The sequence below is a fragment of the Chitinophaga sp. YR627 genome, assembly GCF_900114995.1.
Taxonomy (GTDB): Bacteria; Bacteroidota; Bacteroidia; order Chitinophagales; family Chitinophagaceae; genus Chitinophaga.
On sequence record NZ_FOUX01000002.1, the window covers coordinates 1,415,076 to 1,429,873 of the forward strand.

The following is a 14,798-nucleotide window of genomic DNA, read 5'->3' on the forward strand; positions in this document are numbered from 1 at the left end:
TCTCGAAATCAGGTACTAATATAGGTGCTTACACTGCCTTCCTTCCGCATCATATGCCTGTCCGGCATTGCATTCCACAGATAATGGGCAAAATAAGCATAAAACTGTTATTGATTTGTTATACTTCCTTTAACTCGCCTGCGGGTTCGGCTACCAATGAGTTTTCCCACTTGGAAACAACGGCAGTTGCCATCGCGTTACCAATCACATTGGTCGCGGAACGTCCCATATCCAGCAGGTGATCTACACCGAGTAACAACAATAAACCAGCTTCCGGAATATTAAACATAGATAATGTACCGGCAATTACCACAAGGGATGCTCTTGGTACACCTGCAATTCCTTTACTGGTGATCATCAGTACGAGCAGCATGGAGATCTGCTGTTCGATACCCAGGTGCATACTGTATGCCTGTGCTATAAAGAGACTGGCGAATGTCATGTACATCATGGAGCCGTCCAGGTTAAAGGAATAACCCAATGGCAGTACGAAACTAACGATACGTTTATCACAACCGAATTTCTCCAGTTCTTCCATGGTACGTGGGTAAGCCGCTTCACTGCTGGCAGTACTGAAAGCCAGTAATAACGGATCTTTTACCAGGCCGAGTAAGGTGAATACCCTGGAGCCCAGTACAACGAATCCTGCAAAAGCTAACACGATCCATAACGCCGCAAGACCTATATAGAATTGTCCGATGAACTTTCCGTAGGTCAGCAGAATGCCCAGTCCCTTTTGTGAAATGATCGCTGCCATGGCGCCAAATACGGCGAATGGTGCGAAATTCATTACATATCCGGTCACTTTCAGCATGATATGCGCTACACTGTCCATAAACTTCACAACAATATCGCCGGCAGTACCGATAGCAGCAGTCGCCACACCAAAGAATAATGCAAAGATGACGATCTGCAGAATTTCGTTGTGTGCCATCGCGTTAACTACGCTATCCGGGAATACGTGCTGGAAAAAACCTTTGAGGGTCATGCTGGAGGCAGCTACACCACTGCTGGCATGTGTGTCAGGTAAAGGCAGGTTCAGGGAGTGACCTGGTTGCATAATGTTTACCAGGACCAGCCCAAGGAAAAGGGAAACGAAAGTAGCCGAAATAAACCATAACATGGTCTTGCCGCCTATACGTCCTACCGCCTTGATGTCTCCTAATTTAGCCACACCCACTACCAGCGTGGAAAAGACGAGCGGAGCGATGATCATTTTTACGAGTCGTAAAAATATATCAGTAAGAATCGAAATATTATCAGCGAATTTCAGAATAGTGGTCTCTCCGGTCTTGCCCCTGCCTGTATTCAATCCTGTGATGTATCCGGTCAGTCCGCCATGGATACCGTTGTCAGTTATCGTCTGCTGAGCGCCACCACCGTAGATTTCGGTGTAATTCACGTTCACTATGTATCCTGTGAGGATACCCAATACCATGGCTATGAATATAAATAAGGTAAGCCGGTTGGATCTCTTCATTCCTTGCCTTTTAATTACAATTAATATTTATGCTAAACGCTAAAATTCCCCAAAAATAAGGTTAGTACTGTAAAGTTGTAAGCTCATTTGTAAAATAAAAGCTGAGGGTTTGCATTTTGATATTTATATTTGGCGATCTGTAATAAAACGAAACAACAAAACTAAACCACTTAAACGTCAACCACAATATCTCAATTTGTATGGGCAAACTTTTTGTAAAAAAGCCAATCTCCCTGTTATTAGCTGAAGCGTCCGAATCTGAGAAAGGTCTCAAACGTACATTAGGTGCGGGGTCACTTATAGCTTTGGGTATAGGCGCTATCATCGGTGCCGGGCTTTTTGTAAGAACAGCGGCTGCTGCGGGACAGCATGCAGGTCCGGCTGTTACTATTTCTTTTATTATCGCTGCTATCGGTTGTGCCCTGGCAGGTCTCTGTTACGCTGAGTTTGCCTCAATGATCCCTATCGCCGGTAGTGCTTACACCTACTCTTACGCTACAATGGGTGAATTTATTGCGTGGATCATTGGATGGGATCTTGTGCTGGAATATGCGCTTGGTGCTGCTACCGTGGCAATCGGCTGGTCTCAGTACCTCAACAAGCTGCTTGAAAAGGTATTCGGGCCAGGGTTCGCTATACCTTATGAGTGGTCTCACAGTCCTTTCGAAATTTCCGATGCAGGCGTTCACGGTATCATGAACATCCCTGCGGTATTTATATTATTGCTCCTGTCCCTGTTACTGATCCGTGGTATCGAAGGTTCTGCAATTGTTAATAACATCATCGTTATTACCAAAGTAGCTATCGTTATCCTGCTGATCATCCTGGGATGGCAGTTTATCAACCCGGCTAACCACACGCCGTTCACTATTCCTGCTGATGCTGGTTCTGTAACTATGCACAATGGTAAAGTGGTGAATTATGCCGACTTCTGGTTCCATGGAATACCAGGGGTATTAAGAGGCGCCGGTGTTGTATTCTTTGCGTTCATTGGTTTTGACGCAGTTTCTACAGCTGCACAGGAAACCAAGAATCCGAAAAGAAATATGCCTGTAGGTATCCTTGCTTCACTGGCTATCTGTACCGTACTTTACATCCTCTTCTCTTACGTACTGACTGGTATCGCTCCTTATCAGGACTTCCTGAAACAGGGTGGTGAGGCTTCCGTAGCTTATGCCATTGATACTTATATGCCAGGCTACCAGTGGTTATCCACATTTGTAACTGTGGCGATCCTCGCTGGTTTCTCTTCTGTGATCCTGGTGATGCTGTTAGGTCAGACAAGGGTATTCTATTCTATGTCTAACGACGGCCTGGTACCAAAAGTATTCTCCAACCTGCATCCCAAATTCCGTACTCCGTACAGATCTCAGCTACTGTTTTTCGTTTTCGTATCCCTGTTTGCTGCATTCGTTCCGGACAGCGTTGTAGGTGATATGACGAGCATCGGTACACTGTTCGCGTTCGTACTGGTTTGTCTGGGTGTAATCGTAATGAGAAAGACCAACCCTGATTTACCACGTGCATTCAAAACACCGGCAGTACCATTCGTTCCGATACTGGGTGCGATCTTCTGTCTGACTATGATTGTCAGCCTGGGTATTGAGAACTGGGCACGTCTTATCGTATGGTTGCTGATCGGTTTCGCTATCTACTTCGGTTATAGCGTGAAGAACAGTAAAGCCAGAAAAATGAATCAGAAATAACATTATTCTCACAATACAGATAACGAGGTCGGAAAATCAGGCTGCAAAAGCATATGATTTTCCGGCCTTGTTGCTTTAAGAGGGCGGAAGAAGCTTATTATTACTATAAAAGTGACTATTTTTGCGTCTCGATTTTCTTAATAATTAATTATACCCACTATGGGAAGAATATTTGAAGTAAGAAAGGCCACCATGTTTGCCAGATGGGACAGGATGGCCAAACAATTTACCAGGATAGGCAAGGATATAGCGATTGCAGTAAAAGGTGGAGGTCCTGACCCTGAAAATAACCCCGCACTCCGCCGGTGTATAGCGAACGCCAAAGGTGTTAACATGCCTAAAGACCGTGTAGAAGCGGCTATCAAAAGGGCAATGGGTAAGGACAAGACGGACTATGAAGAAGTTGTATATGAAGGATATGCTCCGCATGGCGTAGCTGTAATGGTGGAAACTGCTACAGACAACACCACCCGTACAGTTGCTAACGTGCGCATGCACTTCAATAAAGAAGGTGGTACCCTTGGAAACAGTAATTCTGTAGGTTTCATATTTAACCGTACCGGTGTATTTAAGATCAAAAATGAAGGCCAGAACCTGGAAGACCTGGAGCTGGAACTGATCGATGCTGGTCTGGAAGAAATCGGTGAGGACAGTGAAGGCAATATCGTGTTGCACACACCATTCACAGAGTTTGGTAACATGTCCAAAGCACTGGAAGAAAGGAATATCATTCCTATCAGTGCGGAACTGCAACGTATTCCTACTACAACCGTAGAACTGAACGAAGAACAGGCGAAAGAAGTACTGACCCTGATCGATCGTCTGGAACAGGATGATGACGTACAGCAGGTTTTCCACAACCTCCGTTAATATTCTTTGTAAGGATGATAAAGCGAAAGGCCTCGTCTTGTGACGAGGCCTTTCGCTTTATATAATCAGTTGATGAGTTGCAGGTTTGCTGGTTGATCAGAGCACGCGGCATACTTCACTTTCAATAACAAGGCGCAGACCTTTGCCATGAATCGTTTCCAGTTTAATGGTATTGTCCAGTTTGAAATGCTTACGGATACGGGTCAGATACACATCCATACTGCGGCCGGTGAAGAAATCATCGTTTCCCCATACGCTCAGCAGAATACCTTCTCTTTTTAAACGTTTATTGGGATTATCGCAGAGGAATTTAAGCAGTTCAGCCTCTTTAGGTGGCAGATTGATCGTCTGACTGGTTGGAGGGTGATAGATCTTGAATTCGCTGTAATTGAAGATCAGCGTACCGAGTTTAAATACGATCTGTTTGTCGTTCTGCAATAGACGGCTTCTTTTCATGAATACATCCATACGACAAAGCAGCTCCTCCATATTGAAGGGCTTTACCAGATAATCATCTCCACCGCATTCAAAACCGTTCAGTTTATCCTGCTCCATATATCTTGAGGTAGTGAAAATAATAGGTATGTTCTCATTTCTGTCCCTGATCTCTCTGGCCAGGGCGAATCCATCCATACCCGGCATAACCACGTCTAACAGACAAATATCAAATGGGCGTTCCTGAAAAGTATTCCACCCCTCTTCTCCGTCAGAGCAATGTACTACCAGGTAGCCCGCTTTTTCAAGATGGCTTTTGATGACTTTGGCGAAAAAATGATCGTCTTCTACTAACAGAACTCCTGCTTTCATAAATGGGATTTGGGTTGATGGTTAATTTAGAAGTCATTTCCTGACAAAATAATGTTACAAAATGACGAATTATTAACTCTTAACGTGGACTAAATGTTTATCCAATTTAGCTTTATTCTTTTAAATTTTGGCGACACAATGTGCTGGATATCCATTCATTTCGTTCATTCGCAACCTAACAAAAAATAAGCATGTCTAATATATTAATTATCACTAAGAATAGGAAATAACATTTGGTTAATCTTATCAGGAAGTACCGGGACAGCTTGCTATATTAAATAATCATTCAATTATTTTATAATACATTTATCATGGAAGGAATTTATAATATTTGCCATACACATTAACATCTTCTTAAACCTACAACCTACACAACAAATTAAAAACGCAAGGCATGAGCCTTGCGTTTTCTTATAATCAGTGATTATTCTTCTATCATTTCCATCACTACCCTGATCACATCTTCCACATTTGGTTTGGAGAAGTAGTCTCCATCTGAACCATAAGCAGGTCTGTGAGCCTGTGCACTCAGTGTTCTTGGTGCAACATCCAGCCATTTGTAACCGCCCTGCAATTCCATTACCTGCTGGAACATATAGGCAGTACCTCCACCTGGAACGTCTTCATCTACAAAGAGAATACGGTTCGTCTTCTTCAGTGATTCCACGATCTGGTGGTTGATGTCAAACGGTAATAAGGTCTGTATATCTACCAGTTCGCAGGAAATACCAAATTTCTCAAGAGAGTGAATAGCTTCTTCGATAATACGCAGCGTAGAACCATAGGAAACGATGGTGATATCTGTCCCCTCGTGCACTACTTCCGGTACACCCAGTGGCACAGTAAAGCTACCCAGGTTCTGCGGTAGCTTTTCTTTCAGCCTGTAGCCATTCAGTGATTCGATCACCAATGCAGGTTCGTTAGCGGCCAGGAGCGTATTATACATACCGGCAGCCTGTACCATGTTACGCGGTACACATACATTCATACCTCTCAGTGAACCGAGGATCATACTCATCGGAGAACCTGAGTGCCAGATGCCTTCCAGACGGTGTCCTCTTGTACGAACGATGATCGGACAGTACTGGATACCTTTTGTACGATACTGGAGGCTGGCCACGTCATCGCTGAGCGGTTGCAGACCATAGATCAGATAATCCAGGTACTGTATTTCTGCGATAGGACGTAATCCACGAAGTGCCATACCGATACCCTGGCCCATAATAGTGAGCTCACGGATACCCGTGTCAAATATGCGTTCTGTACCATGCTTCTGTTGTAAACCGGCAAATCCCTGGTTCACATCACCGATTTTACCCACATCCTCCCCGAAAGCGAATACTTTAGGGTTGTTTTCGATCAGCTGATCAAAGTATTTGTTCAGTACTTCGTAACCATTTATCGGAAGCGCACTATTGTCATATTCTGCCGGTACTACCGGCACATTCTGCACAGAGTTTACGCCTTCAGCATATAACAGAGAGTTATAATTATTCTTTTCGGCCGCCAGCAGGTTTTCGTAATACTGCTTCAGCGCGTCCATCGCAGGCGCCTTTACCCGTCTATGTGCAAACAGGATGGTAGCGGCTGTTTTCAGGACATCGCGTCTCAGCGGTTCACGGTTTGTCTGCAAGGCTTCCAGCAGATCCTTTACGAACTTACTATTCACATCAGGCAGACCGACTACAGCTTCACCATAGCTTAACAGCTGCTGTACCTGCTGACGGATAGGCGTGATATATTTTTCCCAGGCATTCTTACGTGCGTTCTGGGCCACTGTTTTGGCTTCTGCTTCCACTGCCAGCAGGGTAGCTTCGTCCGACAGGGCGTTCTCCAGTATCCACTGTCTCATCTGGTTGTTACAGTCGAATTCCTTTTCCCAGGACAGGCGTTCCTTGCTCTTATAACGCTCATGGGATCCACTGGTAGAGTGTCCCTGTGGCTGCGTCAATTCTTCGACATGGAATAATGCAGGGATATGTGTTTCTCTCATCTTCCGGATACCGGCTTCAAAGGTTTCACACATAGCAGCATAGTCCCAGCCTTTTACGTTATAAATATCAAAACCGTTAGAGTCTTCTGTTTTACGGAATCCTTCCAGTGCGGCACTGATTGAATCTTTAGTGGTCTGGTATTTACGTGGCACGGAGATACCATAACCATCATCCCATACAAATACTGCCAGTGGTACCTGCAGTACGCCAGCGGCATTCATGGTTTCCCAGAAATGTCCTTCTGAAGTTGATGCATCGCCGATAGTAGCGAAGCAGATCTCATTACCGTTGTTGGACAGTTTTGAGAATTCTTTCAATACTTCCACATCCCTGAATAATTTGGACGCGAAAGCAAGTCCCAGCGCGCGTGGCATCTGCGCGGCGGTTGGCGACATATCTGTTGCGGTGTTCTTGATACTGGTCAGATCCAGCCAATTACCATCCTTTGCAAGGTTAGGTGTCGCAAAATGGGAATTCATCTGGCGTCCTCCTGAAAATGGCTCATTCGCCAGATCAGGGTCGGCATACATCTGTGAAAAGAATTGTTCTGGCGTAGCAATACCTGTAGCAAAGGCAAAAGTCTGGTCACGGTAATAACCCGAGCGAAAATCACCAGGCTGGAAATATTTGGCCATGGCGATCTGTGCCACTTCCTTACCATCTCCGAAAATACCGAACTTGGCCTTGCCGGTAAGTACTTCCTTACGGGCCAGCAGACTAACTTCCCTGCTTTCGCAGGCCAGGCGGTAATCATTCAGTACTTCTTTCCGAAATTCGTCGAATGATAACCGGCTTTCCATATTCATAGTCAGTTCATTGTTTTCTATCATGCCTCTTTGTTAAAGTACAAAAGTAAGGTTAATTATAGTTAATTATACAGTTGCAAAATGTCTGAAAATGTAATGCGTAAAATAATTGGATTTTTTTTAATAAGATTTTAATAAATTCTTAGGTTCGACATTAAATTTGGCTGTAAATTTGTTAGTAAGTAAACGATGATCTTTTTTTTAACCAATCGTTTTAAAACCACATTATACATGAAAAAATTTATCTTATCCCTATTTGCGAGCATGCTGTTAACCACAGCTCTCTGGGCGCAGACACAGACCGGAAACCCTGTTGATGCAAAAGTGAAATTCAAACAGGAAACTATCGATTTCGGTAAAACCAAGCTGAACAAGCCTGTTTCAGTTGATTTTGAATTCACAAACACTACCAAAGAACCAGTACTGATCGAAACTGCACGTGCTAGTTGCGGTTGTACTACTCCTACCTGGACAAAAGAACCAATTCTGCCAGGTAAGAAAGGTAAAGTAACTGCAAGCTATAGCGCAAACAGCGTTGGTCAGCAGAACAAAACTGTTTGGGTAAGGTTGAAAGGTGTTGATCAGGATAAAGAACTTCACCTGACAGGTACAGTTGAAAATTAATCATTACAACTACCTTATAAACGTAAAAACGCCTTACAGTAACCCTGTAAGGCGTTTTTTATGGCAGATAAGCCCAGCTATCCACGTTAATCATTCTTAGCCGCAGATCGCCCTATAACCACTACCTTTGTATACTCAAAATCAAAACAATTTATGCCTACCATTAGTAAGAGAGGGGAGCAAATGCCACCTTCTCCTATCAGGAAGCTGGTTCCCTATGCAGAAGCAGCCAAGAAAAACGGAACCAGGGTTTATCACCTCAATATCGGTCAGCCGGATATTGAAACACCAAAACCAGTACTGGATGCAGTACGCCATTCAGACTTTAAAGTACTTGAATACAGTCACAGTGCGGGTAACGAAAGCTACCGCCGCAAACTCGTGACTTATTATGAGAGATTCGGTATCAAGCTGAATCACCAGCAGATCATCGTTACTACAGGAGGTTCTGAGGCGATCCTGTTCGCCTTTATGGCCTGCCTGGATGCAGGAGATGAAGTACTGGTACCTGAGCCTTTCTACGCTAATTATAATGGTTTTGCGATCGAGGCAGGCATACACGTACGCACCATTACTGCAAACATCGAAACTGGCTTTGCCCTGCCGGCTATGGAGGCATTTGAGAAGGCGATCACTCCGCGCACCAAAGCGATCATGATCTGCAATCCAAACAACCCAACCGGTTATCTATATAGTAAAGAAGAACTGTCCGTATTAAAGGACCTGTGTCTTCGTCATAATCTTTACCTGTTCTCCGATGAGGCATACCGTGAGTTTTGCTACACCGGTGAACATTTCTCTGCTATGAACCTGGAAGGCCTGGAAGAAAATGTGATCCTGATGGATACCATCTCCAAGCGTTACAGCGCCTGCGGAGGCAGAATCGGTGCACTGGTGACCAAAAACCAGACTGTACTGGATGCGGTAATGAAATTTGCCCAGGCACGTCTGAGTCCTCCTTCCTTTGCCCAGATAGCCGGAGAAGCTGCCATTGACCTCCCATTGAACTATTTTGATGAAATTAAGGCAGAATACCTGAGCCGTCGTGATGTACTGGTTAGCATGCTGAATGATATCCCTGGTGTTTTCTGTCCGAATCCGGGAGGAGCATTTTATGCGATCGCCAGACTGCCAATTGATAATTCAGACAAATTCTGCCAATGGTTGCTGGAATCTTTCTCTTATGAGCAGCAGACAGTAATGCTCTCCCCTGCTACAGGCTTCTATGCAACCCAGGGGCTGGGTACAAACGAGGTGCGCCTTGCTTATGTGCTTAACACAGAAGACATCAAAAAAGCGATGATCTGTCTGGCCAGGGCATTGGAAATCTATCCAGGTCGTACTGCTGTGAAGGAGGCAACACTTGCCGGTCAGCAATAAAAACACATTAATTTAAATTCTATATAATAGATATTTTCCGTTTTCGATAAAAAAAGGGCCTAAACGGCTCTTTTTTTATATTAATAAAAAATCTATGTGCGATCTTTTCTAACCAAAAGCATTTTTTATTGTATAAAATGTTTTTTACTTCAATTTTCTTTGTATATTTGAAGTGCGAAAGGCAAGCAAACAGGTGAGACAGCGAAGAGGTGTAAGAATAGTAGAATACTTGTTTAGCATAAATTTAACCTTAAGAATTTCGATAAGCGTTTTAGATTGTGGAACTTCGATCTATAATTCTGAAAAAGCAGAATTAATAACACGGAAGTATGATTTATCAGATTTCTGTAAAAAAGTTAGATAGAAACTAAAACGTTTTAGCAAAATACCGTATTTTTGTATCAGTTTTTCATAACGTGGAATTTATAAAGGCAAACGGCTCCGATCACGGAGCCGTATTTTTTTGCCCTATACCGAACAAGATAATTGATAATCAGTCTTTTATAGAAAACCTCCCTTATACCGAACACACCTATCGATACATTATAGACAAATAAAAAGAGGCGGCCTGTAATCAGGACCGCCTCTTTTATTTTTATCTTCAGCAGATTTACATGTTCGCCTTGATCATGTTAAAGAAGTCGTCGAATAAATAACGGCTATCATGAGGACCAGGAGTTGATTCCGGATGGTACTGTACGGAGAATGCCGGTTTATTCTTGATACGGATACCCTCGATAGAAGAATCGTTCAGGTTCACGTGTGTTACTTCCACTGTTTCGCTGGCAGCAATCGCCTTAGGATCTACCGCAAAACCGTGGTTCTGAGTGGTGATCTCGCAACGGCCGGTTGCCAGGTTCTTTACCGGGTGGTTCAGACCACGGTGACCATGGTGCATTTTGTATGTCGGGATATCATTTGCCAGGGCCAACAGCTGATGACCGAGGCAGATACCGAACATTGGTTTATTTGCGTTCAGGATCTTTTTAACTGTGTCAACCGCATATTTCAAAGGAGCCGGGTCACCAGGTCCGTTAGAGATGAAATAAGCGTTTGGTTTAAATTTCTCACACTCTTCAAATGGTGTGTCTGTAGGGAAGACCTGCAGATAAGCACCTTTTTCTGAGAGGCATTTCAGCATGTTACGCTTTACACCATTATCCAGTACGGCAATACGGATTTCAGCATCCGGATTACCTACATTATAAGCTTCTTTGGTAGATACTTCTGCACACAGCGCCAAACCTTCCATAGAAGGTACCTGCTGTAACTTCGTTTTCAGTTGTTCTACATCCAGGATCTCAGAAGAGATAATACAGTTCATTGCACCTTTGCTACGGATATGAGCAACCAGCGCTCTGGTATCCACATCATGGATTGCAACCAGGTTATTATCTGACAGGAATTTCTCCAGAGAACCGTCAGCCATCTGGCGGGAATAGTTGTAAGCGATATTTTTACATATCAATCCACTGATCTTTACATCGTCACTTTCTACGTCGTCCTTTTTAACGCCATAGTTACCAACGTAACAATTATTCATGATCAGTACCTGGCCTTTGTATGAAGGATCCGTAAATACTTCCTGGTATCCTGTCATTCCAGTGTTAAAACACAATTCACCGGCGGCGGTGCCTATTTTACCAAAAGCTTTTCCGTAAAATACCGTTCCGTCATCTAATAACAGTACGGCCGGCTGGATCGATCTAGTCTGAGGCATGCTTATTTTTTCGTTTTAAAAAATCGTGCAAAGTTATTGAATAAATGGTTAACAAATAAGAATTCCGCCCATTAATTGTTAATCTTTCCACTCAATTATTTGACATCAATCGATTTTATAATACGATGTGCCGTTGCCAGCGCTACAGTATCGTCCTCGCGGTACCTGATTACAACCTCCCAGCGATGCTGTCCATTCACCATCAACAGGTTAGAAAAAGCAAGACGGATACCATTCTTATAGATGAAACTTCCTTCCTGCAAAAGGGCTGACATGCCATTTTGTGTCAGGGTATCGGTCTTATACTGGAGGTCAGAGATTTCCTGGTTCTTTTTCATTTCTGTAGCGGCTGCTGCTCCGGCTACCTCCAGATCGTTGGATACGTTTGCACGATAGCTATACATGTTCACTTCCACCTGCATCCCCTCTTCTACCCTGTTCCGGTAGCTCTTGGCATATTCCACGAACTGGGCTATTTCAGGTGCAAGCGGCTTATCATTTACCCCCAGGTGCATGGGTGTACTGATCTCAATGGTCTGACGACCTATTTTGGCGGTTTCCCAGGAAGAATATAACCAGGCTTTATTGATCTTCGGATAGATCAGGTTAAATACGACCTTTTTGCCGATATATCCGCCAGCTACAGCTGCCAGTCCGATAACAAGTATAATAGTGATAATAACGCCGCGTCTGCCGACCCAGGCCAGGTAACGTTGCTGTAATAAGCCCAGATGGTTGGTTCTTTCTTTTTTAGGCTTTATGCCGGTTTCCTGTTGGAACTGTTCAAAGGTGCCTTCGGGATTTTTTAATTTCCAGTCGGCATAGTTAGCGGATAATTTTTTGCCACATTCAGCGCAAAAGGTGAGAAACTCTGATTTCAATTCATTGTAGTGCCCGCAACTTTTACATTTCAGGTAAGTCATAAGATATAGAGTAGTTTTAAACGGATCTTCCCGTGGTTTTCATTTCCAGCCACGATATTACAAAAAAATATAATTAATCTGTATACGCGTTTACAGATGGAGGGATAGCAGGCAAAAAAAAATCCCGGAGTAAACTCCGGGACTTTCTTTATGAATTGAAGCGAATGCTAAATGACTATTCAGCTGCTTTTTCTTCAGTTGAAGTACCTTCTTCAGCTTTTTTCTTGCTACCACCGGCACGACGTGTTTTCTTAGCTGGAGCTGCTTCAGTTGCAACTTTACCACCATAGATTTCGTTAAAGTCTACCAGTTCAATCAGCGCAGTTTCCGCGTTGTCACCAACACGTTTGCCTAATTTAATGATACGAGTGTAACCACCTGGACGGTTAGCGATTTTCTCGCTGATAGCACCGAACAGTTCTTTGATTGCCTCTTTATCCTGCAGGTAGCTGAACACAATTCTACGGTTGTGGGTAGAGTCGTTCTTTGCTCTTGTCAGCAGTGGCTCAACGTACACACGCAGCGCCTTAGCTTTCGCCAGGGTGGTAGTGATACGTTTGTGCTTAATCAGTTCCATAGCCAGGTTAGATAACAGGGCTTGACGGTGAGCAGAAGTTCTGCTGAGGCGGTTTAATTTTACTCCGTGACGCATGACGCTTTGTTTTTAAAGATTCCCCTATACCGTGTCAGGAATTACAGGGTACTTATGTTCTAATTGATTTCGACTATTCTTCGTCTAATTTCAGTTTGGACAGGTCCATACCGAAATGTAAACCTCTTTCGTTCAGTACCTGCTCGATTTCGCTGAGGGATTTCTGACCGAAGTTTCTGAACTTCATCAGTTCTTCCTGTTCGTACTGTACCAGTTCGCTCAGGGAGTTGATCTTAGCTGCTTTCAGACAGTTGAATGCACGAACGCTCAGATCCAGATCTTCCAGTGGAGTCTTCAGGATCTTACGCAGCTGCAGTGTCTGTTCGTCAACTACATCTTCTTTCTCAGTGTCTTTAGTATCGAAGCTGATGTTTTCATCAGTGATGATCATCAGGTGCTGAATCAGTATACGGGAGGCTTGTTTTACAGCTTCTTCCGGGTGGATTGTACCATCAGTGATCACTTCCATGATCAGTTTCTCATAGTCAGTCTTTTGTTCCACACGGGTGTTCTCGATGCTATACTTTACGTTTTTGATTGGCGTAAAGATAGAGTCGATCGCGATATAACCGAAAACGGCATCTTTAGGTTTATTCTCTTCAGCTGGCACATAACCACGGCCTTTACCGATAGTCAATTCGATATCCAGCTTTGCAGATGGATCCAGCGTACAGATAAGCAATTCAGGATTCATGATCTGGAAAGCACTGGTTGCTTTTTCGATCATGTCAGCGCGGAACTCAGTTTTACCTTTAATAGAGATCTGAATTTTCTCGTTGTTAACTTCGTTCTCAACGATGCGTTTGAAACGTACCTGTTTCAGATTCAGGATGATTTCAGTTACGTCTTCAGTGATTCCTTTTAAAGTTGCAAACTCGTGATCAGCACCTTCAATCTTTATTCCCACAATGGCATAACCCTCCAGAGATGACAGGAGCACACGACGCAGCGCATTACCCACAGTCACACCGTAACCCGGTTCTAACGGCCGGAATTCGAATTGAGCTTCAAAGTCAGTTGACTTCTGCAAAACGATCTTATCAGGCTTTTGGAAATTCAGAATTGCCATTGATATGTTAAGTTTAATTGTTTATGTAAAACTGGCTTTAGCCATTAACATGCAGCCCTTAGTAACCTACGTACATTAAATACGCTGGTAACTAATGACCCATGCTTAACGGCTAAAGACATATTATTATTTAGAGTACAATTCTACTATCAGCTGCTCCTTAATGTTCTCAGGAACGCTCTCTCTCTCAGGATATGCAATGAAAGTACCCTTTTGTTCTTTTTCATTCCAATCCAGCCAGCTGAATTTAGGATTTTTACCGCGGATATTGCTTGTAATAGCAGTGTTGCTTGCTGCAGACGGCTTCAGACCGATGATATCGCCTGGTTTCAGCTGGTAAGAAGGAACGTTCATTACCTGGCCGTTAACAGTGATATGTTTGTGAGAAACCAGCTGACGTGCAGCAGGACGGGAAGGAGCGATACCGAGACGGAATACTGCGTTATCCAGACGTGCTTCCAGCAATTTGATCAATACTTCACCGGTAACACCTTTACGACGGTTAGCTTCAACGAACAGGTTAGCGAACTGGCGCTCCAGTACACCATAAGTGTATTTCGCTTTCTGTTTTTCACGCAGCTGCAGTGCGTATTCACCCAGCTGTTTACGTTTACGGCTTACACCGTGCTGACCCGGAGGGTTACTGTTCTTGCCTAAATATTTACCGTTTCCTAAAATCGGTTCTCCAAAGATTCTGGAGATCTTGGTCTTTGGTCCTGTATACCTTGCCATTTTCTTTAATAGATTTTTTAGTTCCGGTATATGAT

12 protein-coding genes are annotated in these 14,798 nt (G+C 43.7%); 4 read left to right on the top strand and 8 right to left on the bottom strand.

Features of this window, described 5'->3' with window-relative positions; genetic code table 11:
- Nucleotides 1–118: 118 nt before the first annotated feature.
- Nucleotides 119–1,480, bottom strand: coding sequence for a dicarboxylate/amino acid:cation symporter (locus BMZ72_RS14265; protein ID WP_089809365.1), 1,362 nt, complete (start codon nt 1,478–1,480; stop codon nt 119–121).
- A 200-nt stretch (nt 1,481–1,680) separates the two neighbouring features.
- Between BMZ72_RS14265 and BMZ72_RS14270 the strand changes: the two genes are divergently transcribed.
- Nucleotides 1,681–3,186: an amino acid permease gene (locus tag BMZ72_RS14270; RefSeq protein WP_089809367.1), complete on the top strand. Its 1,506-nt coding sequence runs from the start codon at nt 1,681–1,683 to the stop codon at nt 3,184–3,186.
- 159 nt (nt 3,187–3,345) lie between these two features.
- Complete coding sequence (locus tag BMZ72_RS14275; RefSeq protein ID WP_089809369.1) at nt 3,346–4,056, top strand: YebC/PmpR family DNA-binding transcriptional regulator; 711 nt, start codon at nt 3,346–3,348, stop codon at nt 4,054–4,056.
- 96 nt (nt 4,057–4,152) lie between these two features.
- Here the strand turns inward: BMZ72_RS14275 and BMZ72_RS14280 are convergent, their stop codons facing one another.
- Together BMZ72_RS14280 and BMZ72_RS14285 are read right to left on the bottom strand one after the other, a co-directional pair.
- A complete protein-coding gene (locus BMZ72_RS14280; RefSeq protein WP_012789321.1) occupies nt 4,153–4,863 on the bottom strand; it encodes a response regulator transcription factor in 711 nt (236 codons plus the stop codon).
- 424 nt (nt 4,864–5,287) lie between these two features.
- Complete coding sequence (locus BMZ72_RS14285) at nt 5,288–7,687, bottom strand: alpha-ketoacid dehydrogenase subunit alpha/beta (protein ID WP_089809370.1); 2,400 nt, start codon at nt 7,685–7,687, stop codon at nt 5,288–5,290.
- A gap of 207 nt (nt 7,688–7,894) precedes the next feature.
- Between BMZ72_RS14285 and BMZ72_RS14290 the strand changes: the two genes are divergently transcribed.
- Both BMZ72_RS14290 and BMZ72_RS14295 read left to right on the top strand, forming a co-directional pair.
- Nucleotides 7,895–8,287: a DUF1573 domain-containing protein gene (locus BMZ72_RS14290; protein WP_012789319.1), complete on the top strand. Its 393-nt coding sequence runs from the start codon at nt 7,895–7,897 to the stop codon at nt 8,285–8,287.
- A gap of 153 nt (nt 8,288–8,440) precedes the next feature.
- Nucleotides 8,441–9,667, top strand: a complete 1,227-nt coding sequence (locus BMZ72_RS14295) for a pyridoxal phosphate-dependent aminotransferase (protein WP_089809372.1) — start codon at nt 8,441–8,443, stop codon at nt 9,665–9,667.
- Between the two features lie 610 nt (nt 9,668–10,277).
- Here BMZ72_RS14295 and carA read toward each other — a convergent pair.
- From carA to rpsD, 5 genes are all read right to left on the bottom strand, one after another.
- Nucleotides 10,278–11,387, bottom strand: coding sequence for a glutamine-hydrolyzing carbamoyl-phosphate synthase small subunit (gene carA, locus BMZ72_RS14300; RefSeq protein ID WP_012789317.1), 1,110 nt, complete (start codon nt 11,385–11,387; stop codon nt 10,278–10,280).
- Nucleotides 11,388–11,482: 95 nt separating this feature from the next.
- A complete protein-coding gene (locus tag BMZ72_RS14305; protein ID WP_089809375.1) occupies nt 11,483–12,310 on the bottom strand; it encodes a hypothetical protein in 828 nt (275 codons plus the stop codon).
- Nucleotides 12,311–12,485: 175 nt separating this feature from the next.
- Nucleotides 12,486–12,962, bottom strand: coding sequence for a 50S ribosomal protein L17 (gene rplQ, locus BMZ72_RS14310; protein ID WP_089809377.1), 477 nt, complete (start codon nt 12,960–12,962; stop codon nt 12,486–12,488).
- 73 nt (nt 12,963–13,035) lie between these two features.
- Nucleotides 13,036–14,031 carry a DNA-directed RNA polymerase subunit alpha gene (locus BMZ72_RS14315; protein ID WP_012789314.1) on the bottom strand — a complete coding sequence of 332 codons (996 nt, stop codon included), beginning with the start codon at nt 14,029–14,031 and terminating at the stop codon, nt 13,036–13,038.
- A 126-nt stretch (nt 14,032–14,157) separates the two neighbouring features.
- Nucleotides 14,158–14,763 carry a 30S ribosomal protein S4 gene (gene rpsD / locus BMZ72_RS14320; protein ID WP_089809379.1) on the bottom strand — a complete coding sequence of 202 codons (606 nt, stop codon included), beginning with the start codon at nt 14,761–14,763 and terminating at the stop codon, nt 14,158–14,160.
- Nucleotides 14,764–14,798: the final 35 nt, after the last annotated feature.